Source organism: Xenorhabdus sp. BG5, from assembly GCF_015163665.1.
Lineage (GTDB): Bacteria > Pseudomonadota > Gammaproteobacteria > Enterobacterales > Enterobacteriaceae > Xenorhabdus.
Window position 1 is genome coordinate 1 of sequence record NZ_JADEUG010000003.1, and the last position, 24710, is coordinate 24710.

The 24710-nt window shown below is 42.7% G+C and carries 25 protein-coding genes; 4 read left to right on the forward strand and 21 right to left on the reverse strand.

The annotated features are described in order from the left end of the window. Window positions 1-274 precede the first annotated feature (274 nt). Window positions 275-1051, forward strand: a complete 777-nt coding sequence (fhuF, locus tag IQ209_RS02905; protein WP_193848845.1) for a siderophore-iron reductase FhuF — start codon at window positions 275-277, stop codon at window positions 1049-1051. Window positions 1052-1162: 111 nt separating this feature from the next. On the opposite strand, the gene emrB is transcribed toward fhuF, so the two are convergent. The 8 genes from emrB to proV all read right to left on the reverse strand — a co-directional run bounded on the left by emrB (window position 1163) and on the right by proV (window position 9559). Beyond that, on the reverse strand, window positions 1163-2704 hold the full coding sequence (emrB, locus tag IQ209_RS02910; RefSeq protein WP_193848847.1) for a multidrug efflux MFS transporter permease subunit EmrB: 1542 nt from the start codon (window positions 2702-2704) through the stop codon (window positions 1163-1165). Window positions 2705-2713: 9 nt separating this feature from the next. Then, window positions 2714-3949: a multidrug efflux MFS transporter periplasmic adaptor subunit EmrA gene (gene emrA, locus IQ209_RS02915; protein WP_193848849.1), complete on the reverse strand. Its 1236-nt coding sequence runs from the start codon at window positions 3947-3949 to the stop codon at window positions 2714-2716. A 242-nt stretch (window positions 3950-4191) separates the two neighbouring features. Beyond that, window positions 4192-4707 carry a transcriptional repressor MprA gene (gene mprA / locus IQ209_RS02920; protein WP_099131081.1) on the reverse strand — a complete coding sequence of 172 codons (516 nt, stop codon included), beginning with the start codon at window positions 4705-4707 and terminating at the stop codon, window positions 4192-4194. A 129-nt stretch (window positions 4708-4836) separates the two neighbouring features. Continuing rightward, window positions 4837-5172, reverse strand: coding sequence for an L-valine transporter subunit YgaH (ygaH, locus tag IQ209_RS02925; RefSeq protein WP_193848851.1), 336 nt, complete (start codon window positions 5170-5172; stop codon window positions 4837-4839). 44 nt (window positions 5173-5216) lie between these two features. Continuing rightward, entirely contained in the window at window positions 5217-5981 is a 765-nt protein-coding gene (locus tag IQ209_RS02930; protein ID WP_193848853.1) for an AzlC family ABC transporter permease, read from the reverse strand. Window positions 5982-6182: 201 nt separating this feature from the next. Continuing rightward, entirely contained in the window at window positions 6183-7151 is a 969-nt protein-coding gene (proX, locus tag IQ209_RS02935; RefSeq protein WP_370588383.1) for a glycine betaine/L-proline ABC transporter substrate-binding protein ProX, read from the reverse strand. A gap of 34 nt (window positions 7152-7185) precedes the next feature. Then, complete coding sequence (gene proW / locus IQ209_RS02940) at window positions 7186-8367, reverse strand: glycine betaine/L-proline ABC transporter permease ProW (protein WP_193848855.1); 1182 nt, start codon at window positions 8365-8367, stop codon at window positions 7186-7188. After that, complete coding sequence (proV, locus tag IQ209_RS02945) at window positions 8357-9559, reverse strand: glycine betaine/L-proline ABC transporter ATP-binding protein ProV (protein WP_193848857.1); 1203 nt, start codon at window positions 9557-9559, stop codon at window positions 8357-8359. Before proV ends, proW begins: the two co-directional genes overlap by 11 nt. Before the next feature lie 1290 nt (window positions 9560-10849). On the opposite strand from proV, the gene IQ209_RS02950 reads away from it, so the two are divergent. Continuing rightward, entirely contained in the window at window positions 10850-11335 is a 486-nt protein-coding gene (locus IQ209_RS02950) for a methylated-DNA--[protein]-cysteine S-methyltransferase (protein ID WP_193848859.1), read from the forward strand. Between the two features lie 189 nt (window positions 11336-11524). Continuing rightward, on the forward strand, window positions 11525-11734 hold the full coding sequence (cspE, locus tag IQ209_RS02955; protein WP_193848861.1) for a transcription antiterminator/RNA stability regulator CspE: 210 nt from the start codon (window positions 11525-11527) through the stop codon (window positions 11732-11734). Window positions 11735-11814: 80 nt separating this feature from the next. Here cspE and crcB read toward each other — a convergent pair whose 3' ends face one another. From crcB to lipB, 3 genes are all read right to left on the reverse strand, one after another. Then, entirely contained in the window at window positions 11815-12189 is a 375-nt protein-coding gene (crcB, locus tag IQ209_RS02960; protein WP_193848863.1) for a fluoride efflux transporter CrcB, read from the reverse strand. 15 nt (window positions 12190-12204) lie between these two features. Beyond that, on the reverse strand, window positions 12205-13170 hold the full coding sequence (gene lipA, locus IQ209_RS02965) for a lipoyl synthase (RefSeq protein ID WP_193848865.1): 966 nt from the start codon (window positions 13168-13170) through the stop codon (window positions 12205-12207). Window positions 13171-13288: 118 nt separating this feature from the next. Next, complete coding sequence (gene lipB / locus IQ209_RS02970; RefSeq protein ID WP_370588384.1) at window positions 13289-13936, reverse strand: lipoyl(octanoyl) transferase LipB; 648 nt, start codon at window positions 13934-13936, stop codon at window positions 13289-13291. A gap of 171 nt (window positions 13937-14107) precedes the next feature. Here lipB and IQ209_RS02975 point away from each other — a divergent pair, with 171 nt between their 5' ends. Beyond that, complete coding sequence (locus tag IQ209_RS02975) at window positions 14108-15568, forward strand: TrkH family potassium uptake protein (protein WP_193848869.1); 1461 nt, start codon at window positions 14108-14110, stop codon at window positions 15566-15568. A 168-nt stretch (window positions 15569-15736) separates the two neighbouring features. Here IQ209_RS02975 and ybeD read toward each other — a convergent pair whose 3' ends face one another. The 10 genes from ybeD to lptE form a co-directional block, all read right to left on the reverse strand. Next, on the reverse strand, window positions 15737-16000 hold the full coding sequence (ybeD, locus tag IQ209_RS02980; RefSeq protein ID WP_047769148.1) for a DUF493 family protein YbeD: 264 nt from the start codon (window positions 15998-16000) through the stop codon (window positions 15737-15739). A gap of 109 nt (window positions 16001-16109) precedes the next feature. Then, window positions 16110-17318 (reverse strand): D-alanyl-D-alanine carboxypeptidase DacA, encoded by a 1209-nt coding sequence (dacA, locus tag IQ209_RS02985; RefSeq protein WP_193848871.1) that lies wholly within the window; start codon window positions 17316-17318, stop codon window positions 16110-16112. A gap of 176 nt (window positions 17319-17494) precedes the next feature. Further along, on the reverse strand, window positions 17495-18394 hold the full coding sequence (gene rlpA / locus IQ209_RS02990; RefSeq protein WP_193848873.1) for an endolytic peptidoglycan transglycosylase RlpA: 900 nt from the start codon (window positions 18392-18394) through the stop codon (window positions 17495-17497). 12 nt (window positions 18395-18406) lie between these two features. Further along, window positions 18407-19519, reverse strand: a complete 1113-nt coding sequence (gene mrdB, locus IQ209_RS02995) for a peptidoglycan glycosyltransferase MrdB (protein ID WP_193848875.1) — start codon at window positions 19517-19519, stop codon at window positions 18407-18409. Between the two features lie 8 nt (window positions 19520-19527). Further along, window positions 19528-21453, reverse strand: a complete 1926-nt coding sequence (gene mrdA / locus IQ209_RS03000; RefSeq protein WP_193848877.1) for a peptidoglycan DD-transpeptidase MrdA — start codon at window positions 21451-21453, stop codon at window positions 19528-19530. A gap of 36 nt (window positions 21454-21489) precedes the next feature. Further along, entirely contained in the window at window positions 21490-21960 is a 471-nt protein-coding gene (gene rlmH / locus IQ209_RS03005; protein ID WP_193848879.1) for a 23S rRNA (pseudouridine(1915)-N(3))-methyltransferase RlmH, read from the reverse strand. A gap of 2 nt (window positions 21961-21962) precedes the next feature. After that, window positions 21963-22289, reverse strand: coding sequence for a ribosome silencing factor (rsfS, locus tag IQ209_RS03010; protein WP_193848881.1), 327 nt, complete (start codon window positions 22287-22289; stop codon window positions 21963-21965). Between the two features lie 95 nt (window positions 22290-22384). Next, a complete protein-coding gene (gene nadD / locus IQ209_RS03015) occupies window positions 22385-23125 on the reverse strand; it encodes a nicotinate-nucleotide adenylyltransferase (protein ID WP_193848883.1) in 741 nt (246 codons plus the stop codon). Next, on the reverse strand, window positions 23118-24149 hold the full coding sequence (gene holA / locus IQ209_RS03020) for a DNA polymerase III subunit delta (protein ID WP_193848885.1): 1032 nt from the start codon (window positions 24147-24149) through the stop codon (window positions 23118-23120). Before holA ends, nadD begins: the two co-directional genes overlap by 8 nt. Beyond that, on the reverse strand, window positions 24146-24706 hold the full coding sequence (lptE, locus tag IQ209_RS03025) for an LPS assembly lipoprotein LptE (RefSeq protein WP_193848887.1): 561 nt from the start codon (window positions 24704-24706) through the stop codon (window positions 24146-24148). Before lptE ends, holA begins: the two co-directional genes overlap by 4 nt. Window positions 24707-24710: the final 4 nt, after the last annotated feature.

Consider the following 24710-nt stretch of genomic DNA (forward strand, 5'->3'; position numbering starts at 1 on the left):
ACAATCAATTATCGTTAAAAGGGATGTGAAGTGAAGGCTCTCAGAGTCTGAACTAATAGCGCCCCTCTGGGGCGAAATCAAAGCCGCCTTCTATGAAGGCGGTTTTTTACTATCATTTGATAAAAAGAAAGATTATATTCTTAGTGAGCCAGAATAAATACCCATTTATTGGATAGTTATGTCCAGATATTTCAGTGACATATAAACCTGTCAACTAGTTCTTATATATAGAAACAGATTGAAACTATCAATCACAATAATAGGAGAATAGGGAATGACAAATAAAAATAATCAAGGCTCCATTGAATTGGTTTCTGAAATAACGATTGAAGATATCACTAACCTATTTGATGGGGCATTTAGCCATTTCAATTCATCAGTAAAAATCAATTCAGACAATATTCCATTGGGAAGTATGGAGTTTTATCAATGGTCGAGTGATGAAAATTTGCCATTATTGATAAAAAATTACCAAGATTCATATTATAGTGATAATGAATTAAAACCAAATCAGAAAGGGCTTTATTCTTTATGGGCACAATGGTATTTTGGCTTAATTGTCCCACCAATGATGTTAATGTTATTGGAATATCCCCAGGCTGTTGATACGGATTATAAGCTTTTTCAGATTGAATTTCATGAAACAGGCAGGCCAAATGTTGTTTATTACCAGTTAACGTGGTTGGACGAGTCAATATCTTTATTGGCGCGTTATCATTCTATGTTGGATCGGCATATTATTCCTGTATGTGAGAAAATTGCATCCTATCGTGGAATAAATGGTCGTTTATTATGGAATAATATTGGCTATGTTATGCATTGGTACCTAAATAATTTCAGGGAAAGAATAGACGCGGATCAGTATGATACATTAATACAAAATCTTTTCTTTACACAAACGTTACCTGATGGCAGGGGTAATCCACTTTATCGTACAGTGATTATGAAAAATAATGTCATACAACGCCGTTGTTGCTGCCAAAGAAATAAATTACCCGGAGTCGGAAATTGTCACGACTGTCCTCTTGAACCTACAGCGCAATCCTTTTAATCGTAATTGATACTTTATGATGAGAGAGGATTGTGGTGTGTAGCATTTTTCTTAACGGGAGCAAATACTCCCGCTAAGGTCACTCTATTAAATCGATTTAATGTAATAAGATTAATGCGCTCCTCCGTGGTCTTTACCTCCGGCAGAGAAAGGTGGTTTTGCCAGCCAGATCAATAACGTCAAGACAAGGAATATGCCTGCTGAAAGCCAAAAGATCTCATTGGCAGAGATAATTAACCCTTGATGAGTGATCTGTTTTGCCAGGTAAGCTGATATTTGTTCATCATTCATGCCCAATTGAGCTAATTGCTGATGTATTTGCTGATAATTAGGGTTATATGGATTGATGTATTCCGTAAGGTTCGAGTGGTGCATTGATTCACGTTGTGTCCACATTGTGGTTGTGAGGGATGTCCCGATTGAACCCGATAATATACGGGTAAAGTTCGATAAGCTGGAGGCTGAGGCCATTCGTTCTGGTGCTAGCCCTGCTAATGTAATGGTTGTCAACGGCATAAAGAAACAGGCCATGGCAAGCCCTTGAACAAACTGAGGCCATGCAGCGGCAGCGAAACCCATGTCTGGTTCAAAGGTATATGCCCGCCAATAGAAGCAAATCGCATAAGTAATGAAACTAAATGTCACGATATAGCGCATATCTATCTTATGACCAAACTTACCAATGACGGGTGACAATAACAGTGGCAGTAATCCTATCGGTGCGGCCGCAAAGCCAGCCCAGGTTGCGGTATAGCCGTAAACTTCTTGCAATAGCTGTGGCAGTAAAACAATTGAACCAAAGTACATCATGAAGCCGAGACTAATACTCAGTGTACCGATGGAGAAATTGCGCAACTTAAACAGGGAGAGATCGATTATCGGATGATCATCAGTCAGTTCCCATATGATCAGAAAAATAAGTGATATAACCGCAGTAGCAGTAAGGATAATAATCTCTGTAGAATTAAACCAATCAAGTTCCTTGCCTTGGTCAAGCATAATTTGCAGGCAGCCAATACCAATCACCAGTAAGAACAGTCCAGTAACGTCAATGGGGCGGATTTCTGTTTTCGTTTCCCGACCACGCAATAGCTGCATAATGATAAAAATAATTGCGATACCAAGGGGGATATTGATGTAAAAGATCCATCCCCAGTGGTAGTTATCACTGATATAGCCGCCAAGGATAGGACCGCAAATGGGGGCAACAACGATCATTATCGACCATAACGCTAATGCCATGTTGCGTTTCGCTGGTGGATAGTTGTTTAGTAACAAACTTTGGCAAAGGGGGAGCACGGGGCCTGCGGCCAACCCTTGCATCACACGGAAGAAAATTAACATACCGAGGCTGTTGGAAAGGCCACACAGCCAAGATGAAAGAGTAAAAATTGCGGTAGACCAGAGGAATAATTTCACCTCACCGAAACGCTTCGCTAACCAACCGGTAATAGGAATGGAAATTGCGTTTGCGACACCGAAGGAGGTAATCACCCATGTTCCCTGCGAGCTTGACGCACCTAGATTACCCGCAATCGTCGGTATGGCGACGTTAGCAATGGTAGTGTCGAGAACAAGCATGAAAGTCGCCATTGAAAGAGTAATAGTCAAAAGGGCGAGTTTCGTACCTGTAAACGGTTCTCTTGTTACCATGACTCCCCCTTAAATTTGGTTTCCTGAATTACTATTAATAATGTCAGTAACTATTTTGTTTGCAGGAGCCATATCTATCGTCAACGCATTGGTTTGATAGGCGGGAAGGGTACGGCCGGTGGTTGCCAGTACAGTTCCATCAGTGTTCGCTGTGTTCACGGTGACTTTTGTTGATAACCCAATTCGTAAGGGATGTTGTTTTAATTGTTCAGGATCAAGTTCAATACGGACCGGTAAGCGTTGTACAACCTTAATCCAATTTCCACTGGCATTTTGCGCGGGCAATAGAGAAAAGGCGCTACCGGTTCCCATATCAATGCCTGCAATCTTGCCGGTATAGACAACATCGTCACCATAGAAATCGCTGATGATTGTAGCAGGCTGTCCAATCCGCATGTTTGCCAGTTGAGTTTCTTTGAAATTGGCCTCAATCCACATATTGTTGACAGGTACAATCGCCATCAATGGTGTTCCTGAATTGATACGGGAACCCACCTGAACGCTACGACGAGCGACATAACCATCAACTGGGCTGACAATATTGTTTCTCTGCAAGGCGAGCCAGGCATCACGAACGCCGGAAGCCGCTTTTTCGATAGCTGGCTGTTTTTCCAGCGGAGTATCCAGAATAATGGCTTGATTGCTTTTATATTGAGCTATCGCGACATCCAGATCAGCTTGGGCTGCCGAGACAGTTTCGCGCATATGTTGCAGCTCTTCTTTACCAATCAAATTTTGAGTTCCCAATATTTCCCTTCGATTGAGGTCACTTTGAGCTTTTCTGAGAGCAATTTTTTTCAGCTCAATGATGGCCTGATATCTTTTACTGTCGATCATGTGTTGATGAGTGACTCTGACAGTATTGGCTAATTCATTTTTGGCTCTGGAAAGAGCCAATTCAGCGTCACGGGGATCGAGTTGGACAAGAGGCTGACCACTTTTCACAAAATCAGTATTGTCAAAATTAACCGTCACGACACTGCCTGCAATTTGCGACATGACTTGTATTTGATTGCCTGTAACATAGGCATTATCGGTTTCTTGGTAGTGACGTAAAGTGAGAAACCAGTAAACGCTATAGCCAGCCCCAAGCAGAAGGAAAAATAACGTCAATAACATAATGATATGGCGGCGTTTTTGTTTTTTAGTCCTATTTTTTGTTTTCACCTTTGCAGGAGAGTGTTTTTCGCTTGAGGATAGTTTTTTTTCGCTAGACGGAAGTGATGCTTTCTCACTAATACTCATGGAGAGTCCCCATATTTGTTTTTAACTTATTATTAATTGTGTGGCCCCGACAGGACAAAACACGTTTCCAGTAGTGTGCGCTTACACTACTGGAAGAGACGAACGATATGGATTTAAGTATTATCTGAAGATAATAGTCAGCCATACGAAGTATCTGATGATACAGGCTAGTAGAAAAGTTTTTTTAGATCATGTTGCTATAACATGTTTTCTTGGTTCAAAACCGTCCAGAAGAAAGGCAATCACTTACTTAAACAATCCCCAATATTATCTAATTGACCCAAAACTTTTCTCATCAATTTTTCTAACTGTTTTTTCTCCTCTGAATCCAGGATAGACCAAAGCTTAACCAGGCACTCATGCTGTGGTGGAAGTAAACTGTTCAAGAAATTTGAACCTTTTTCTGTGAGATGGAGATGGAGACAACGACGATCATTATGGCTCTCCTTTCTCTCTATCCAGCCCTGCTTTTCTAATTCATCTGCAATTCGGGTTGCATTTGTACGGGAAGAGCCTAATGCAGCGCTGAGTTCTGATGGCTGAATGCTACGGCTTTCTTTGGTATCCAGAATCATTAGAGCCATAAACAAGGTTTCATTGATTCCTTGTGCTTTCAGCATGTTGTTGCGATTTTCCAGCAGTCTGCTCTGGACATGCATAGATAAGCGAGTCAGTAATATCTCTTGATAGGGTAAACTTTTTTGCTGTGCTACACGGCAATTAAGTAACTCTTCTGTGGGAGTGAATGAACTTTCCATTGTTTAGATACCTTATTAGTTTCAACCGGTAAAGTAACTTTTGTTAAAAACCCTACAAATACTATATTAAAAGTTAAATTTAGCAATTATAGTTATTTATTATCATCATATTTCTTTTAATATTGATACCTAATTCATAAATAGCTTGAATATTATTCCAAAAGCTACGGCACCAGACAGTGTTGAAATAATGATGCTTCGAGTTTTGTAGAAAAACAGACAGATGGTTAGGCAGCCAATGAGAGTCGGAAAAAGTTTGCTGTGCTCCTTCATGATATCAGGAATGCTTGAGACGATAAGGAGTGAGCAAATTGATGCAATACCAATGCTGTCGAGTATGACGCTCATTTTTCCTTTTTTTTCTGCTGGCGAGCGATTGATACCCAGACGCAGAGGAAGATAACGGAATAAAAAGTTGGCCGCGCCTACAATAAGTCCGATAAGAAGTATTTTATTATCAATCATATAATGAGCTAAGTATGTAATATATTAATTATGTAAGGTACTGATCATGCATTTTTAGTTTGCAAAAGTGCTGCTAAACATCCACTCATGATCCCCGCGAGAATGGCAATGGGGATCGAAAAAAATGTGATTCCCATTAATGCGCCTAATAAAGCAGCGGTAACACAGTAGGTATTTTGTCTTTTGAAAGATGCTAACAAAAAACTTAAGAATAGAGCTGGAAGCATAAATATCATGGCAGCTTCAATGGCGGGATAAGAGCTCAAATAACCATTACCCAATATGGCCCCAGCTACGGTACCCAACACCCAAGAGAGCCAGGAACATGTTGCAATGGCAACCATCCAGTTCTCACTCCAACTTCGTTGGTTTTTAATCAATTTGGCTGTTGCTGCGGCAAAAACTTCATCAGTCAGGCCAAAGGCCCAAATTACAGTTTTCTTTTCTGATAATTTTTGTTTGATGCGATAACGTAAGGCTGGGCCATACAAAATGTGGCGGATATCCATTGCCATTACGGTTAGCGCAGAAAACCACAATGACATTCCTGCACTCAGTAAAGCGGTGATGACAAACTGGCTGGCGCCCGCATAAATGACACAGGAAAAAAATATGGCCTCTATGGGAGTAAATCCCAATTTAATGGCGCTTAAGCCAAATGCAAAAGAAACGGGAATGTAGCCAATGGCGATTGGAAGACTGTCCCAAATACCTTCTTTAAATGAAGAAGCCTTGTGTGATAGAGGATTCTCGGGTTCTGATGTCTCAGATATTGGTATGTCAGATACAGATTTATCAGGTATTGGCATGGGGTATTTTATTTTTTTGTTAACAGATAAAACAACATTAACAAAATATGATGAAAGTGAAAATATAAAATATATAAATTATTTAAATAATATCATTGAGAACAAAGAGATCGATGGTGATGGACGGGAGTGTACTGGATAGCCGTGAATTTTTGTTAATGTCTTCACGGCTACCAGAGGCAGAATGAAGGAAAGGTTAATTTATGCTTTGTGGGCGGCTTTTCTGGCTGCTTTTAGCCACCCATCTACCGTTTTCTGGTGTGTTTTGATCCAGTCTTCAGCTTGGCGTCCAATATCAGCTTCTGAAATTTTAGCGTTATGCATGAGCTGATTTTGCGCACTGATATCCGCAATAGGTAAGGTCATAATAGCAAAAAGTTTCGCCGCAGCGGGGTTCTTTTCTGCCCACGCTTTGTTTGCCACGATACGCATGGAGCTGGGAGGGAAGCCATAGTTACGGCCGTTAGGCAATTGGGTATTGATGGTATCTCCCTCACCGATAGCAGAGAAGGGGACTTGTAGCCAAACGACATCTTTTCCGGGTTTCAGTACATCACTCACCCAATAAGGTGTCCAGGTATAATAGAGGATAGGCTTACCTGCCCGATAACGGGCAATAGTGTCAGCCATCATAGCCGCATAATTGCCTTGGTTTTGTTCCACGGTATTTTTCAATCCATAAGCAGCTAAATGATGATTGATCGCACTTTCACACCCCCATCCGGGGTTACAGCCTGTCAAATCTGCTTTTCCATCTCCATTACTATCAAACAGCCTGGCAAGGTTAGGATCTTTTAATTGAGCAATATTAGTGATGTGATATTTTTCTGCGGTTTTTTTATCAATAAGATACCCTTGAGCCGCATTTACAACATAACTTCCCTTGCGATAGAAGATGTTATCTCCTCCGGCAGCTTTGTATGGGGCATCATGGATTGGTACCCAATTGACGGCCATAAAGGTGGCATCACCAGAAGCAATGGAAGTGTAAGCAACGTTATAATCAACTTCTTTGATCGGTTTGACGTCATAGCCGAGTTTTTCTAATGCTTTGCAGACAATTAAAGTCTGAAATGTTTCTTCCGTGATTGTACTTTGCAGCGGTTGTACACTGATACCTTTGCCGGGAAGGTCAGCTGCGGATGCTACTGAGGATAATGAGAGACTCATGAATACCATGAGGAGCGTTGCAAAAATTATCCCCTTATTCATGATCTCTTTGCATAAGGTGATTATGCGCATGGTTGTTTCCTCCTTTTGTTGCCAGGTCGGATATCGTTTTGGACGTATTATTTTGACTGGCATGATTTTGATGGGCGGTTTTTTTTCTTATTGAACGAATTGAGAGAAAAAGTCGGCGCAGTAATCCTATTGGCCCAGAGTGATACCAGTGTCCTCCTCTGGTTCGATGATTTTTGCCCAAGGATTGAGTCAGGCGATCAAGGATAATGGCAAGAATGACAATACTTGTACCGCCAACGGCGGCTAATCCTATATCAAGGCGGCCAATACCGCGCAATACCATCAACCCCAAGCCGCCAACGGCAATCATGGAAGCAATGACGACCATGGAAAGCGCTAACATCAATGTTTGATTCACACCCGCCATAATTGTCGGCATCGCCAACGGCAATTGAACTTTGAACAGCATCTGCCGCGGGCTTGCTCCAAATGATCTGGCGGCTTCAATTAAATCTGATGGAACCTGTTTTATTCCCAAAATTGTCAGGCGAATAATAGGAGGTAATGCAAAAATGATGGTGACGATGACGCCGGGTACATTACCTATACCAAACAGCATTACGATGGGAACGAGATAAACGAAAGCAGGCGTGGTTTGCATGGCATCCAGCAAGGGGCGAACAATTTTGGCTAGCCGTTCATTGCGAGCCAACCCGAGCCCAAGGGGAAGCCCAATGATAAGGCAGAAAAATAGAGCAGTTAGCACCAGAGCCATGGTTATCATCGCTTCTGACCATGCCCCAATTGCACCGATCATGATCAGCGAAATTAAAGCGATCACGCCTATTCCTGCCCCGGCAATTTGCCAGGCCAGTAACGCAAAAAATAAAATGGTGATGGGGGGAGGCAATGTCGTCAGGAACTGTTCAAAACCACTGAGGACAAAATCTACCGGGACGCGGATGACTTGAAAAACAGGCCGGAAGTGCACAACAATCCAATCAATGATATTGGTCACCCATGAGTCAAACGGAATGAGCTTATGCTGAAAAGGTGACATGAAATCAAAATGTGCTGGAGGAGTATTGGTTGCAGAAGTATTCAGCCAATCGTGGTTTGATGCAGCAGTAGCCGTGCCACTGTCCATCCAGGGATCACTGTTGTTGGTGGGATCAGTGACTGTCTGTGGAGAGTTATTGTCCATTGGGTGCCTCCTTATCTAAGGCCTGTAGCAATATTCCTTTGGAAATGACACCTAAATAACGGCTATTGTTATCTATGACAGGAACAGCACAAGGAGATTGTGCGACAGTGGATATCAATTCGTTCAGCGGAATATCTGCCGAAACGGCGGTTGGTTTTTCCAATATGGCATGTTCAATGGATTTTTTTTCTGTCAATGCTTGTTGCAGAGAATTGACAGATACCACGCCAATAAATTTCTGGCCTTTTTCGATTAAATAGCCATAGCTTCTGTCTTCATTATCCAGCACTTTCAATGCAGAGCGAGGACCAAAACCTGTTGCGGTATGAAGCAACGTTTCTGGTCGGCGGCGGGCAATATCTTTGGCTGAGAAGACATGTCCAACATCCACACCACGGAAGAATGTTTTGACATAATCATTAGCAGGGCTATTCATAATCTCATCAGGTGTACCGACCTGAACGACAATACCGTCCTGCATGATGGCAATGCGATCACCGATACGCATTGCTTCATCCAGGTCATGGGAAATAAAAACCACAGTACGTTGATGTTCCCCTTGCAGGCGCAGTAATTCATCTTGCATTTCGGCTCGGATGAGAGGATCGAGGGCTGAGAAGGCTTCATCCATTAACAGAATATCGGGATTGTTAGCCAGAGCTCTGGCTAACCCAATACGTTGTTGCATCCCACCGGAAAGTTCATCGGGATATGATAGCGCGTAGTTTTCGAGATTGACTTGTTGCAGTGTTTCAAGTGCTTTTTGATGACGCTCTTCTTTGGGGACGCCCGCAAGCTCCATACCAAACGCCGTATTCTCCAGAATATTCAAATGTGGCATAAGTGCAAATGACTGGAAGACCATGCTGATCTTGCTGCGGCGAACGTCTCGTAGCTGAGTTTCTGTGATGGTGGAAATATCTTCGCCGTTGATAAGGACATGGCCTTTGGTCGGTTCTATCAGACGATTGAGAAGACGTACTAGTGTGGATTTACCTGAACCAGATAATCCCATGATCACAAATATTTCGCCTTCTTCAATGGCCAGATTGACATTTTGAACACCGACGGTGAGACCTGTTTTTTCAAGTATTTGTTCTTTGCTGAGACCAGACGCCAATAACTTAAATGCTGGCTCAGGATTATTGCCAAATATTTTATAGAGATTCTTAACTTCAAGTTTAACAGTCATGGAATAATATTTTCCTGTTGTTGATGATATATTGTGTTCAATTACTCCGGTGCCATTTTACCAACATATACCCTAACATATTAAAATGCACTGACAACCCCTTATTTAACATCATTAATAAAAAGTTATGTTTTCACATGACATAATATTGGAGTGATAAAGTAAGTTTTTGGGTATTAATTTAATGAAATTCAACTAGGTAAATGATTTTTCTCAGAAAACAAAAAAGGTTATTATCATGAATAAATTTAATTTGGTTTTTGTTTTTGGTGTATTGCATTGGTTTTTATGATTTTTTGGTTTTTTATGCTTATTTTTGAGTTGCTATAGTGACACATAGGCTAACCATAGAAAAATTCATGAAAACAATGAGGGGGTTAAATTACTATTAGAATATATTTGTGTGATTAGTAGGTGTGATTCTATTTTGCAGGCTTTAAATGGGGTTTATTGGTATATAAATAACGCTATAACAATAGCATATGTCATTTGTAATTATTGTTTTTTATAATTGATTAATCACATGGTGTGGAATTGAAATTCAGTGTTCGATATTTATTTTATGTATTTTCTATGTTTTGAGATTTTACAGATAAATTTTCAATGAGTTTTTATATTAAACAGTGTGTTAATAGATTTGGAATTTAATATCTAATAATTGGTGAAATAACGAATTGAAATCCATTGTATCTGATTCATCATTTCACATCTCAAGAATAGAAAATGGTCATTGTTGAAAAAAGAGTCAGAGGATTGAGTGCCTGGGCGATGAAATTCACACAGTTTGTGAGTGAACGCTGTTAATGCTTGGGTATAACTGGCTTTTTCGCTCCATTGAGTTGATTGGCAGCAGTGTAGTGTATCTCTTTTAGGGCAAATTAGCCCCCGATTGTCGTTTTCTAACCTGGAATCGACGGATGCTATACTACTGTGTTTGCCATAAATGATAACACTTCTAGTAAAATTTCTGGGTGCTATCTTATTTAATAATAATAAAAACTAACATATGTGCATTATATTGAGATAATTTAACTGTGAAATTTACACTATATATGGTTGTTGATTTTATTATTTTATCTATATGTAGTGTTTTAATCTTTTTTAAAGAGGCAACATTAAAAATAAAGTATTATAACTTATTGGCAGAGCCATAATTTTAATTGTCAGAGGGCGCAATGGTTTCTTTATCAAATTGTCAGATGTGTAACCGAATTCATCATTGCAAATTGATGAATGAGAGATTTAGGCTAGTACAGAAATTTTCAATAATAAATTAAATGGAGGTAGTTTATGTATCATCATTACCTGAATACTCCAGAAGGATTTCCCAAGCCTTATGTACATATCACTGCGGACGATGAAGGAGTAACCAGTATCAATTTCGTCAACGAAAAGAAAGAATTAGAATCGAAGAGTGTGATAACCAGGCAGTGCGTGAAAGAGTTGCAGGAATATTTTAAAGGGAAACGATTAACGTTTACCGTCCCTTTAAGTATGCAGGGAACTGAATTCCAAAAGCGTGTTTGGCAGCAACTTTGTAAAATTCCTTATGGCGAACTGTGGAGTTATAAACAGTTGGCACTAACGTTGGGATCGGTAAATTATTGCCGTGCGGTCGGTATGGCGAATTCACGCAACCCTATTTCTTTGATTGTGCCTTGTCATCGGGTGATTGGACATGATGGTAAATTGGTTGGCTATACCGGTGGGCTGGATATCAAAAGGTGGCTACTCGATCATGAAAAAAATAGAAAGGTAAAAAGTAAACAGAATTAAAATAAAACGCTAATTTATTTGTGAAATCACCATTGGCGTATAAAATCAATCAATGTAATTAAACAAAAAGTGTGTTTTTTTACATTCGGTTATATGTTTCGTGATCTATGTTGCAGACAGTGGACTATGTTATTTGCTGTACTGTACGTGACACAGAGTTCGTGTCTTTTTTATTAAAGGTAAGTGTTAATGTCAAAAATTAAAGGTAACGTTAAGTGGTTTAATGAATCCAAAGGATTTGGTTTCATCACTCCAGAAGATGGTAGTAAAGATGTTTTTGTACACTTTTCCGCCATTCAGTCTAGCGGATTCAAGACTCTAGCTGATGGTCAAAAAGTAGAGTTTGAAATTACTGAGGGTGCGAAAGGTCCATCTGCTGCAAACGTTGTCGCAATCTAATTTCGAATCCCGTATTCTGAAAACCCGTTTTGATAACGGGTTTTTTTAATCTTATTCACTTTTAGACAGTTATAAGATCCTTACAATTTGTTCATCACTGCAAAAGCCAATACTGTCATCAACAATGAGCCGATCACATTCACCAAAATACTAACCAGTGCCCAGCCTATTCTTCCGGCCTGCAATAAGTAAACTACTTCGGCTGAAAAGGTGGAAAAGGTCGTTAGCCCACCGCAAAACCCCGTCGTTAGCATGAGCTTCCAAATCGGATCGAGATGTGTGGCTTTGTTAAAATAGGCCAAACCCAATCCAATGATAAAGGCGCCAATGCAATTAGCCGTCAGTGTACCAACGGCAATCGGGGAAGCCGATGTGTTTAGGCGGAGGCTGATGAGCCAGCGTAGTACACTACCCAGGCCACCACCAATAAATACAGCAAATATAATATTCATCATGATGGTGGCAACAGATTATTTGATTTCTACGCCCTTGGCCTGTAAGTCAGCATGGTACGAAGAGCGAACAAACGGACCACAGGCAGCATGGGTAAAGCCCATTTCCAGCGCGGCTTCTTTCATTTCATCGAATTCAGCGGGGCTAACATAACGCTGCACTGGCAGGTGATGGCGGCTTGGTTGTAAATATTGTCCTAAAGTCAGCATGGTAACCCCGTGGCTACGCAAATCACGCATGACCTCTAAAATTTCTTCGTTGGTTTCTCCTAATCCCACCATTAAGCCTGATTTGGTCGGGATATCTGGATGTGCTTCTTTGAATTTTTCCAGGAGTTTCAACGACCAGGCATAGTTAGCACCGGGACGAACCTGACGATAAACCCGTGGCACGTTTTCCAAATTGTGGTTGAACACATCAGGCGGAGTTGCGGTCAGAATTTCCAGCGCACGATCCATACGCCCGCGGAAATCTGGCACTAAAGTTTCAATCTTAATTGATGGGTTTTTTTCACGAATAGCCGTGATACAGTCAGCAAAATGTTGTGCACCACCATCACGCAGATCGTCACGGTCAACCGATGTAATAACGACATAACGCAGCCCCATATCCTGGATAGTCTGCGCGAGCTTGATAGGTTCATTTGCATCAGGTGCATTTGGGCGACCATGAGCTACGTCACAGAATGGACAGCGACGAGTACAGATGGCGCCAAGGATCATAAAAGTGGCGGTTCCGTGGTTAAAACACTCAGCAAGGTTAGGGCAGGAGGCTTCTTCACAGACAGAATGCAACCCATTTTTGCGCATTGCCGCTTTGATACCCTGAATGCGGCTGGAATCCGCAGGAAGTTTGATTTTCATCCACTCAGGTTTACGCAAGAGTGCTTCACGTTCTGTGGCAATTGTTTTCACAGGGATCAAAGCCATCTTGTCTGCGTCGCGGTATTTGACACCACGTTCCATCTGAATTGGTTTACTCATAATCGTGCTGCTTCCAGTTATATTCTTCAGATTTTGACTTATTGCCTGATGGTTATGAGAAAAATATCAAGGCAAATAAATCCATTAAAATTTTTTTGAAAAATGTTAAAAAATTATATCATCTTTCGTCGATGAGTTGGAATCCCAAGATCTGACAGAATTTTTCCACCAGAATGGGTTGTACATCTTCAATGGTCACTCCGGTGACGAAGTCACTGAGTTGGATCATTTGCATTCCTGCATAACCACAAGGGTTTATGCGTAAAAATGGTTGTAAGTCCATTGCAATATTCAGTGCCAGACCGTGGAAAGAGCATCCTTTTCGGATACGCAACCCAAGGGAACATATTTTGTTACCTGCGACATAAACTCCGGGGGCATCTGGGCGAGCACATGATTCCACGCCAAAATGCGCCAGCGTTTCGATGACGGTATTTTCGATTGAAGTGACCAATTGACGCACCCCAATTTTTGACCGTTTTAAGTCAATCAAAACATACATGACCTGTTGTCCGGGACCATGATAAGTAATCTGTCCTCCCCTGTCTGACTGGACGACAGGGATATCACCAGGTGCAAGTATATGCTCAGCTTTGCCAGCTTGGCCTTGTGTAAATACTTTCTCGTGCTGGACAAGCCAGATTTCATCAGGTGTTTCCGCTGTACGTTGTTCGGTGAATTGATGCATGGCATCAGAAACCGGCTCGTAGGGCTGAATACCTAACTGACGTAAAATAACGGTGTTATGTTGCAATGGGAATTTCATCATTCATTAACAAAAAGTGCCCGCCAGTATAACGCTGTAAGATGATTCTCACCAGTTTGAGAGTGCCTTAATGCAATAATATTGTTCATTAGACGAATATATTTTTATTTTATATTATCATGGTTATATATTTTGACGATTTTCCCTTTAATCTCCTGTTTGAGCTAGCAGATGGTCAAAAAAAACCAACTTCTGATTGTTGGGCATCTTTGTAGTTTTCTGGTGCTCCTTTACAGCCTCTCTATGTTGCTGCCTACTTTTGTGGCTTTGTTTTATAAAGAAAAAAGTGTTTTTGCTTTTTTTGAGACATTTGTCATTGGTTTTATTACAGGTGGAATAGGCTGGTACTTTACCCGTAAAATCAAGGCGCAGCCCAGTACGCAAGATGGTTTTCTTATCATTGTACTTTTCTGGCTGTTGTTCTCATTGCTGAGTGCTTTGCCTTTTGTCCTCGATAAAAGTTTAAACATCAATTTGGTAGATGCAATGTTTGAAGGGATATCTGGCATTACGACTACCGGAGCCACGGTATTGAATGATGTCTCAGCCCTGCCAAAGTCCGTGCTCTATTATCGTGCCCAGCTCAATTTTATTGGTGGTTTGGGCGTCATTGTCCTTGCCGTTGCCATTTTGCCTTTATTGGGGATTGGTGGCGCCAAACTCTATCAATCAGAAATGCCCGGCCCTTTCAAAGAAGAACGGTTGACTCCCCGGCTTGCGGATGGTGCCAAGAGTTTGTGGGTAGTGTATTTGTTGTTGGGCGGACTCTGTTCAGCCAGTTTTTGGGCCGCAGGAATGTCGTGGTTTGATGCTGTCTGTCATGGGATATCAACGGTGTCTTTGGGCGGATTTTCTACCCGCAATGAGAGTCTTGGTTATTACGACAGCGCAGCCATTGAAATGGTGGGAGGCATTTTTTCAGTCCTGTCAGCCGTCAACTTTACGCTCTATTTTGTTGCCCTGACGCGCAGGAGCTTAAAACCGCTGCTAAAAAATGCTGAATTGCAATTTTTCTTACTGGTACTGACGGTGATCGTTGTCATTATCTGGTTAGAATTATACCGTTCAGGCATGTATGGCGTGACAGAAGCCTTTGTTCACGGCTTTTTTATGACCAGTTCCATGATGACGGATAATGGTTTAGCAACCTCTGATTACGCTCAATGGCCTCCCCATACAATATTGCTGTTGCTGGCAGTGAGTTTTTTTGGTGGCTGCGTGGGATCAACGTGTGGAGGCATTAAAGCTCTCCGTTTTATGATTCTGGCAAAACAGAGTGTGAGTGAGATTAACCAGCTCATTCATCCAAATGCCATTTCAACGATTAAAATTGGTCAATCTGTGGTGCAGGAAAGAGTGCTGCGTTCTGTCTGGGGTTTCTTCTTTCTCTATGTCTTTTTTAGTTGTTTCTTTGTTTGGGCTTTGAACTTGCTCGGTTATGATTTGATGACTTCATTTGCTACTGCGGCGGCTTGTATTAATAACATGGGGATAGGATATGGTGCGACAGCACAAGGATTCGGTGATCTTGACCCTATAGCGAAATGGATGATGTGTGCGGCCATGTTATTGGGAAGGTTAGAAATTTACCCAATACTGATCTTATGTTCAAAAGCGTTTTGGCGTTTTTGATCAGAATGTTAGATCGAACATTAATTAATGTTATGGCGTATTGGGCTAAGTCTCCACGAAATAATCATGCCTGAATCTGACTCAATGTTTTTTTATTAACAATGCGCTGACATGTATCAGCGCATTGTATTTTAATGAATCGAGTTTTAATGAATTGTGATTGTCCCATTACAGCACAACGCGAACCAACTCCAGCTGACCCAACTCTTCATACAGCGTTTCAACTTGCTCAATATGTGTCGCATTGATGGTAATGGATACGGAATGGTAATTGCCTTTGCTGCTGGGTTTCACGACGGGAGAATAATCGCCTGGGGCATGGCGTTGAACGACTTCAATCACTTGATCCACTAGCTCAGGTTGAGCCAAGCCCATCACTTTGTAGGTGAATGAGCAGGGGAACTCAAGCAGTTCATTTAATTTCGTTTTCATGGGTATTCCTAAAATATATTTGCCACGGCATCAGGGTTGATTTGCCGTGGCGTGATAATTTTCTAACGGTATGTCATTAATATAGGCTCAATATTTGGCTTTCAAGAGATCAGCCGAACCAGTGGTGGAACATCAGCCGGATATAGTCGATCATACGGCTAAAGAAGCCACCTTCTTTGACTTCTTGCATCACAACTAATGGACGTTGTTCAATGATTTTACCATCAAGCTGGAAGTTGATAGTTCCGACAACTTGATTTTTAGCGAGTGGTGCGTGCAGTTCGGTATTGTTCAATACATAGCTGGCTTTCAGGTCTTTCAAACGGCCACGGGGGATAGTCAGGTAAACATTTTTATCAACACCCAATTGCACCTTATCAGTATCACCATACCAGATTGGCTCTGACGCAAATTCTTTACCAACTTGTAGTGGTGAAACCGTTTCGAAGAAACGGAAACCCCACGTCAATAATTTTTTGCTGTCGGTCTCACGTCCCTTGAAGGTTGGGCTGCCCATCACCGCAGAAATCAAGCGCATATTGCCTTCGGTAGCAGAAGCAACAAGGTTATATCCCGCACCACTGGTATGGCCCGTTTTAATACCGTCAACATTCAAGCTTTTATCCCATAACAAGCCATTACGATTAGGCTGGCGAATGTTGTTGTAAGTAAAATCTTTTTCTTTGTAGATAGCGTATTCATCCGGTACATCACGGATTAGGGCTTGGCCAATCAATGCCATATCATGGGCAGAGCTATATTGGCCGGGGGCATCCAGGCCATGAACGGTTTGAAAATGGGTATTTTTCAGCCCTAAATTTTGCACATATTGATTCATCAAACTGACGAATGCATCTTGGCTGCCCGCCACATAGTCTGCCATAGCGACACAGGCATCGTTGCCAGATTGCAAGTTGATACCGCGGGAGAGCATAGCGACAGAAACCTGGTCACCTGGTTTTAAAAACATCAAAGATGAGCCTTTAAATACCGGATTACCCGTTGCCCAGGCATCTTTACCGACAGTAACGATATCTTCCGGTTTGATTTTTCCTGATTTGATGGCTTGGCCAATGACGTAGCTGGTCATCATTTTAGTCAGACTGGCGGGATCGCGGCGGACATCTGCATCCTTTTCGGCCAATATCTTTCCTGAGTTGTAATCAATCAGAATATAGGCTTCTGAATCCAGTTCTGGTACACCAGGGATCATGGTTTTGAAATTATCATCCGCGTAGGCAGATGCGGAAACGCTGGCAGCCAGAGCGATGCCTAACGTGGCTCTTTTAATAAAACGGGAAGTAACTATGTATTTCATGATTGATTAGATAACATCCGTGAGAGAAGGATTGATAATAAATGACATAATAACAAATGAAAAAAAAGCTGACATTAAACAAAACTGAGTGCAGCAAATTTTATCTGCCTGCTGACAGGAAAATATCAGCAGGCGGTGATGCTATTTATCGCGTTATCGTGATGGTGTTGCCTGAATCAGGGCGCAACAATAAACGAAGATTGCTGCATCTGATCTGTCAATTTCTTTTGCAATTCCATAGCTTGCTGGCGGTTATTGAATGGTCCTAACTGGACGCGATAGACGTTACCAAATGGGATAATACGCCCTTGAACATTAAAGCGCTGGCTCAATGACTGTTGCCATTCTTTGGCTTTTTGCTCAGCGCTGATTGCACCTACTTGTACCATGTAACCGCTTGTTGATTCAGATGCTTCAGCCAGCGGCTGCTTCACTGTATTTTCGTCAGCAGAATTGCTTGTTACAGCAGGAAGCATTGATGATTGAGCACTCAGATTAGGTCTTTCAGGTAAAGCAAAGCTCTGTTTAACAATCGTCGATCCTTCTATTCCCAAACCGGAAAGTGAGCCATCAGGTGAAACAAGAATACCATCCAGTTTCACTTTGCTTTGTGGCATCAAATTGAGCCGTTCTGCTGCTGCATGAGATAATTCGATAATTTTCCCTGGCTTATTGTAAGGGCCGCGATCATTGATCCTGACAATCATCATACGTCCATTGCTTAAGTTGGTGACACGGACATAACTTGGGATAGGCAGTGTCGGGTGCGCTGCCGCTAAAGCATAGGGATTCGCTCGTTCACCAATTGCCGTCAGTTTTCCATTGGATTCTTCACCGAACCAACTGGCGTAGCCTGTCTGGGTAAAGTGAGCAGGATCTTGCACTATGTGATAGGTTTGCCCGTCCCGCTGATAATCACGGTTGGCACTTGGATAGTGAGGTTCATATTGAGGCTCAGCCCCCAGAACTTCACGAGTTGGAACGGGGGGAAGAGAAGATGTCCGATTGTTATCTGTTGTGGTACAGCCTGATATTAGTACAGCCACGATGCCAAGTATAAGCCACTGTTGACGCATGAAACTTCTTCCTCATAAACTTTTGGACAATAATTTACGATGCGTATGTATCGACATGATAATGCCGAACCCCGCCATTAGGACAATTAATGCTGATCCCCCATAACTAATCAACGGCAGGGGAACACCGACTACCGGCAGGATACCGCTTACCATGCCGATATTGACAAAAATATAAACAAAGAAAATCAGTATCAATCCTCCGACCATGACTCGGCCAAAAGTATTCTGCGCTTTGGTTGCAATAAACAGACCACGCATAATAACCAGCAAGTAGAGTACCAGCAAAACCAGGACGCCAATTAACCCCAACTCTTCAGACAGAACGGCGAAAATAAAGTCAGTATGTCGCTCCGGCAGGAATTCTAACTGCGATTGAGTGCCTTGTAACCAGCCTTTGCCAAATATTCCTCCTGAGCCAATAGCAATTTTGGACTGAATGATATGGTAGCCTTTGCCCAATGGATCACTTTCTGGGTCCAATAGCATCATAACGCGGGCGCGTTGGTAATCATGCATCAGGAAGAACCACAATATTGGGATGAAACAGGCAAGCAGTAAAACAGCAACGCCAATGAGTTTCCAATTCATTCCCGCTAAAAATAGGATGAATATCCCAGAAGCCGCAATCAAAATAGATGTACCTAAATCGGGTTGTGCTGCTACCAGTAGCGTAGGGACAAAGGTCAAAGCTAATGCAATGCCTGTATTTTTCAGCGAAGGTGGGCAGAGGTCTCGATTCATAAAGCGAGCTACCATCAAAGGTACGGCGATTTTAGCAATTTCTGACGGTTGGAAACGTACAATACCCAGATCCAGCCAACGCTGCGCCCCCTTACTAATTTGCCCAAAAACATCAACAAAAATGAGCAATATGATACAAACAATATAGAGATAGGGTGCCCAGTTTTCGTACATGCGTGGAGGAACCTGAGCTAAAGCGATCATTATTATGAGACCCATGATGACTTGCCCTATTTTTCGCTCCATCATATCCATGTCTTGCCCACTGGCGCTCCACATAATGAAGAGGCTGTAGACCAGTAATGCCAGAACGCATAGCAATAATGGAATATCTATATGGAGTCGAGTCCAGAAAGAGATCTTGTTTGATGAATCTGTCATGGTGTTACTCAATGGTTTCTGTTTTGGGTAGCTTGTGTTTTGGTCGTATTGACTCCTGTTTCAGCAGAGGCGCTGGCAGGAGAGGTGTTTTTGCTATCCCTGAGTAAAATATGATCCAGAATTTGGCGAACAATAGTGCCGACAGGCGGCCCAGAACCCCCATTTTCAAGAATGACGGAAACGGCAACCGTCGGGTTGTCATAAGGCGCAAAGGCAATCATCAGCTTATGATCACGTAGATGTTCAGCAAGTTTACTTGCATTGTAGGTTTCATAACTGAAAACCTGGGCTGTACCTGATTTAACCGCCGCTTTATATGGCGTACCGGCAAAGGATCTACGCGCTGTGCCATTTGGGGCATTGGCAACACCATACATGCCATCTTTAGCAATTTCCCAATACCCAGAATGAATATCCCCAATCGGTTCGCTGGCAGGGGGCTGGTAAGGCTGCATTTCGCCATTTACACGCGTATTCAGCAAAAAATGGGGTGTTTTCACTACGCCATCATTAATCAAAGTCATTAAGGCTTTTACCATCTGCATAGGGGTTGCAGTCCAGTACCCTTGACCGATACCAACGGAAATCGTATCGCCTTGATACCACGGTTTTTTATAGCGTTTAAGTTTCCATTCGCGGGTCGGCATATTACCGGGATTTTCTTCTTTCAAATCAATGCCAGTAAATTGACCATAGCCGAATTTCGTCATCCATTCGGACATCTTATCAATACCCATATCATAGGCGACTTGATAGAAAAAAGTATCCGCTGACTCGACAATCGCTTTATGTACATTCAGCTTGCCATGTCCCCAGCGTTTCCAATCGCGGTAGCGTTTCTCTGAACCTGGCAGTTGCCACCATCCAGGATCATTGATGGTAGTGTTCTTGGTAATGACATCACTACTAAGGGAGGCCACGGCAATAAAAGGCTTCACTGTTGATGCTGGTGGATAAGCGCCTTGTGTGGCACGGTTAATTAAGGGGCGATTGGGATCATTGAGCAGAGATTTATAGTCCTGGCTCGAAATACCATCGACAAATAGATTCGGATCGTAGCTTGGGTTGGAAACCATAGCTAAAACCTCCCCTGTGCGGGGATCGGTGACTACAACACCTGCCCGGCTGGTCGTCAATATCTCTTCAATATAGGTTTGTAGCTCTAAGTCAATGGACAGGTAAATATCTTTGCCAGCTTGTGGCGGTTGTTCATGTAGCTGGCGGATCACTTTACCGCGGTTGTTGACTTCGACTTCTTCATAACCCGGCTTGCCATGCAGGACGGATTCATAATAACGTTCAATACCCAGTTTTCCAATATCATGGGTGGCTGCATAGTCTGCAAGAATGCCTTCTTTTTCTAGTCGTTCTACATCCTTGTCGTTGATTTTGGCAACATAGCCGATCACATGGGTGAGAGCGGAGCCATAAGGGTAATAGCGACGTTGGTATCCTTTGATTTCCAATCCTGTAAAGCGATATTGGTTGACAGAGAACCGAGCAACCTGAATTGGAGTCAATGAGGTTTTTAGCGGAATAGAAGTAAAACGGCGTGCACGTTGACGCTCTTTTTCGAAGGTTTCAATATCTTCGTCAGTCAGCCCAACGACAGAGCGCAGATCGTTTAATGTCTTATCAAGATCAGCGACTTTTTGTGGCACGATTTCTAACTGATAAATAGTTCGGTTAGCTGCCAGTGGTGTGCCATTACGGTCATAAATGATGCCCCTGCTTGGGGCTATGGGAACGAGCTTAATACGATTTCCATTCGATCGGGTTTGGTAATCTTCGTGGCGCGTGATCTGGAGATGATAGAGATTGGCAAATAGGATACCGGTTAAAATAATAATGCCTATAAACGCCACGAATGCACGGCGTATGAATAAGGCCGATTCAGCCGAATGATCGCGAAAAGGGGTTCGTTGATTCTTCATCCCATTGCCAGAATTCACGGTGTCAGATTACCCAATTTATTCCCGATGATAAGGGTGGTTAGTAGTGATGCTCCACGCCCGATAAAGGCTCTCCGCAACCATAACTCGTACAAGAGGATGTGGCATGGTTAAAGGAGAGAGTGACCAGCTTTGCTCCGCGGCTGCTTTGCAGGCAGGGGCCAAACCTTCAGGGCCACCAATTAACAGGCTGACATTTCTGCCATCCAGCTTCCAACGCTCAAGCTGCTGTGACAATTGTGGAGTATCCCAACGAGAGCCGGGAATATCCAGAGTCACAATACGATTACCTTTACCAACGGCAGCCAGCATCTGCTCGCCTTCTTTTTCCAGAATGCGTTTGATGTCAGCATTTTTGCCCCGTTTTCCCGCTGGAATTTCAATAAGCTCAAAAGGCATATCCTTGGGAAAACGATGCAAATAATCCATAAAGCCGGTCTGTATCCAGTCCGGCATTTTTGTTCCTACAGCGACCAGTTGTAACTTCAAACTCAACTCCAGAGTTTTTCCAATTCGTACATACGGCGGCTGTCTTCTTGCATCACATGTACCATGATCTCGCCAAGATCGACGACTATCCAGTCTGAAATGCCTTGCCCTTCAACACCTAAAGGCATAATGCCGGCTTGGCGGCAGTCATCCACCAGATGATCTGCCACAGACATCAAGTGGCGAATTGATGTTCCGGTGCAGATAATCATGCAGTCAGTAATACTGGATTTTCCACGAACGTCTATAGAAACAATATCTTGTGCTTTGGAATCTTCAAGTCTGTCAATAACAAATTGTTGTAGTTCTGTGCCTTGCAAAAGGATCACCTTTATTTCATCAAATTGGTTAAGTAACGCAGAATAATAGCATGCCAATCTCTATAAAAGTAAGCGAGTTAGCTGCAAATCACCGTATAGTTTCGTTATTTCTTATATAGTCCCTGTGAATCGATATAATTTTGTATCGATGGGGGAAGCAAATCATCACAACTTACCCCTTGCTGGTGACGTTGGCGAATATCCGTTGCTGAAATGTTTAACAACGGAGTGTCAGCCAGATAAATATGACCATATGGTTTTTGGCTCAGTGGGAGTGGAAAGTCAATTTGGTTCTTTTCAAGCCACGATTGCATTCCTGGAGCTGAAAGTTGACTTTGATAACCCGGACGAGAGCAGACCAACAGATGACAAATATCGAGCAACTCTTCCCACTTATGCCAGGTATGAATAGTTTGTAATGAATCCTGGCCAATGATGAATGCCAATGGATGCTGCTCACCGATTTCCTGACGAAAAGATTTCAGTGTTTCTACTGTGTAAGAGGGAGCTTGCCGTTCTAGCTCACGGGTATCTACAGTAAACAGAGGATTATCCTGCACGGCCAGACGAACCATTTCCAATCGTTGCTGGGCGGTTGCCTCCGGTTGAGGGCGGTGTGGAGGAACGTGATTCGGTAATAAGATAACCTGCTTGAGTCCCACTAATTGGGCCAATGCTTCCACAGGACGTAAATGACCATAATGGATGGGATCGAATGTGCCACCGAATAAAGCCTGAATAACCGGAGAATTCCCATTGGTTTCAGAACCGATGGCATTGATTGGGGCAATATTCGTTGAGTCAATATCTTGATCGATATTGATCGGATCAATAGAGTCAAGCATTCAGGAAGCTCTCTGGTAATGGTTTTCCGCATAACAACATGGAAAGCGTTTCCAGGTCAGCCCAAATGGATTGGCTATAATCCTGTTTGACGCGCAGTTCCATCTGAGTCAACAAATGTATGGCAGATTGCAGTTCTCGCTGTGACAGGCGCTGTAGTGCCGTTGACAGCAATGCTCTGCGGTTTTGCCAAATCTTGTGTTGATCAAACAAAGTCTTCAAAGGGACAGTCGTATATTGACGCTTAAGTACCAGCAGCAGTATTAGCTCCCTCTGTATGGTACGGAGCAAAATAATCGTCTCGGTATCTTCTTGTCGAAGTTGTTTCAGTATATGCCATGCCCGCTTTATTTTTCCTGCCAGCAAAGCGTCAACCCAATGATAGGGAGAAAAATGGGCTGCATCGTTGACAGCTTCTTCTACGCGAGGAAGTGTCAATCGATTATCGGGATAGAGCAGGGAAAGACGTTCCAGAGCCTGGGCCATTGCCAATAGGTTTCCTTCATAGCAATAGCATAGTAATTGATTGGCTTCATTTTCCAGTAATAGCCCCATGTTTTTGGCACGTTGTGCCACCCATTGTGGCAGGCGATTTTGCTCAGGTGTCAAACAACTGACATAGACTCCATTTTGCCCAATCGCTTTGAACCACGAGCTATTTTCTTGTGCTTTAGTCAGCTTGTGCCCACGCAATATCAGTAAGATATCTGAATGCAGCAACCCTGATAGCTTGGTCAGACGCTCTGCCATTGTGGTATTAGGACCATTTTCTGGAAGCAGCAGGGTGAGAGACTGACGGCTGGCAAACAGGCTAAGTGACTGACATAAACTGAAGATTTCATCCCAATCGGTATGATTATCCAGTGTAAAGGTGAAATGCTCCCTAAAGCCATGTTGTTCAGCCACTTTGCGGATACTGTCTTGACTTTCTTGCAATAGTAATGGCTCATTGCCCCACAACAGGTAGCTGCCTCGCAGCTCTTCATTGAGCTGCGAGAAAAGTTGTTCAGGATACAGTCGGATCATTGCTTCTGTATGGCCGTAGCTTTTTGTTTTGCCTCGGCTTTCAAGAGTTCTGCGCTATGAACGGTCAGCAATTGGCGCATAAGCTGACGGGCAGCCTGTTCGCGCATTTCCTGTTTAACCAGTTCATCTTCTGCATCTTTTGCCAGTGCTTCCAATGGGTTATCGAAGAACGAACGATCAACCTTTGCCCGCAATGGATAGATGCTACCATTTGGCATCAGAACTTGCGCATCAACATTCAGTACCAACAGACGTTCAGCCGCTTTACCATCCTGAAAGATAGAAACTGTCTCTTTGTTTTCATTAGAGCCAACCAGTTTCAGGATAGGTAATGAAGCATCACCGTTTTCCACAATTTTGACATCGTTTAACCGAAGTTGCTGACGTACTGCCCGTGCCAGAGGACCATAAGGATCTCCAGAGCTTAATTGCAATGTTTGCAGCTCCTTTGGTACTTGTGTTGTGCCGCGAAGATGAAAACCGCAGCCAGCGGTGACTAGCACCGCTAACCCGAGCAAAAACGTGCAAATATGATGTCGTAGATTCTTTTCTACCACAAAT

Bases quoted from the DNA above. Each gene is read 5' to 3' on its own strand.
- fhuF (WP_193848845.1), top strand. From the start codon at position 275: ATGACAAATAAAAATAATCAAGGCTCCATTGAATTGGTTTCTGAAATA.
- emrB (WP_193848847.1), bottom strand. From the start codon at position 2,704: ATGGTAACAAGAGAACCGTTTACAGGTACGAAACTCGCCCTTTTGACT.
- emrA (WP_193848849.1), bottom strand. From the start codon at position 3,949: ATGAGTATTAGTGAGAAAGCATCACTTCCGTCTAGCGAAAAAAAACTA.
- mprA (WP_099131081.1), bottom strand. From the start codon at position 4,707: ATGGAAAGTTCATTCACTCCCACAGAAGAGTTACTTAATTGCCGTGTA.
- ygaH (WP_193848851.1), bottom strand. From the start codon at position 5,172: ATGATTGATAATAAAATACTTCTTATCGGACTTATTGTAGGCGCGGCC.
- IQ209_RS02930 (WP_193848853.1), bottom strand. From the start codon at position 5,981: ATGCCAATACCTGATAAATCTGTATCTGACATACCAATATCTGAGACA.
- proX (WP_370588383.1), bottom strand. From the start codon at position 7,151: ATGAGTCTCTCATTATCCTCAGTAGCATCCGCAGCTGACCTTCCCGGC.
- proW (WP_193848855.1), bottom strand. From the start codon at position 8,367: ATGGACAATAACTCTCCACAGACAGTCACTGATCCCACCAACAACAGT.
- proV (WP_193848857.1), bottom strand. From the start codon at position 9,559: ATGACTGTTAAACTTGAAGTTAAGAATCTCTATAAAATATTTGGCAAT.
- IQ209_RS02950 (WP_193848859.1), top strand. From the start codon at position 10,850: ATGTATCATCATTACCTGAATACTCCAGAAGGATTTCCCAAGCCTTAT.
- cspE (WP_193848861.1), top strand. From the start codon at position 11,525: ATGTCAAAAATTAAAGGTAACGTTAAGTGGTTTAATGAATCCAAAGGA.
- crcB (WP_193848863.1), bottom strand. From the start codon at position 12,189: ATGATGAATATTATATTTGCTGTATTTATTGGTGGTGGCCTGGGTAGT.
- lipA (WP_193848865.1), bottom strand. From the start codon at position 13,170: ATGAGTAAACCAATTCAGATGGAACGTGGTGTCAAATACCGCGACGCA.
- lipB (WP_370588384.1), bottom strand. From the start codon at position 13,936: ATGAAATTCCCATTGCAACATAACACCGTTATTTTACGTCAGTTAGGT.
- IQ209_RS02975 (WP_193848869.1), top strand. From the start codon at position 14,108: ATGGTCAAAAAAAACCAACTTCTGATTGTTGGGCATCTTTGTAGTTTT.
- ybeD (WP_047769148.1), bottom strand. From the start codon at position 16,000: ATGAAAACGAAATTAAATGAACTGCTTGAGTTCCCCTGCTCATTCACC.
- dacA (WP_193848871.1), bottom strand. From the start codon at position 17,318: ATGAAATACATAGTTACTTCCCGTTTTATTAAAAGAGCCACGTTAGGC.
- rlpA (WP_193848873.1), bottom strand. From the start codon at position 18,394: ATGCGTCAACAGTGGCTTATACTTGGCATCGTGGCTGTACTAATATCA.
- mrdB (WP_193848875.1), bottom strand. From the start codon at position 19,519: ATGACAGATTCATCAAACAAGATCTCTTTCTGGACTCGACTCCATATA.
- mrdA (WP_193848877.1), bottom strand. From the start codon at position 21,453: ATGAAGAATCAACGAACCCCTTTTCGCGATCATTCGGCTGAATCGGCC.
- nadD (WP_193848883.1), bottom strand. From the start codon at position 23,125: ATGCTTGACTCTATTGATCCGATCAATATCGATCAAGATATTGACTCA.
- holA (WP_193848885.1), bottom strand. From the start codon at position 24,149: ATGATCCGACTGTATCCTGAACAACTTTTCTCGCAGCTCAATGAAGAG.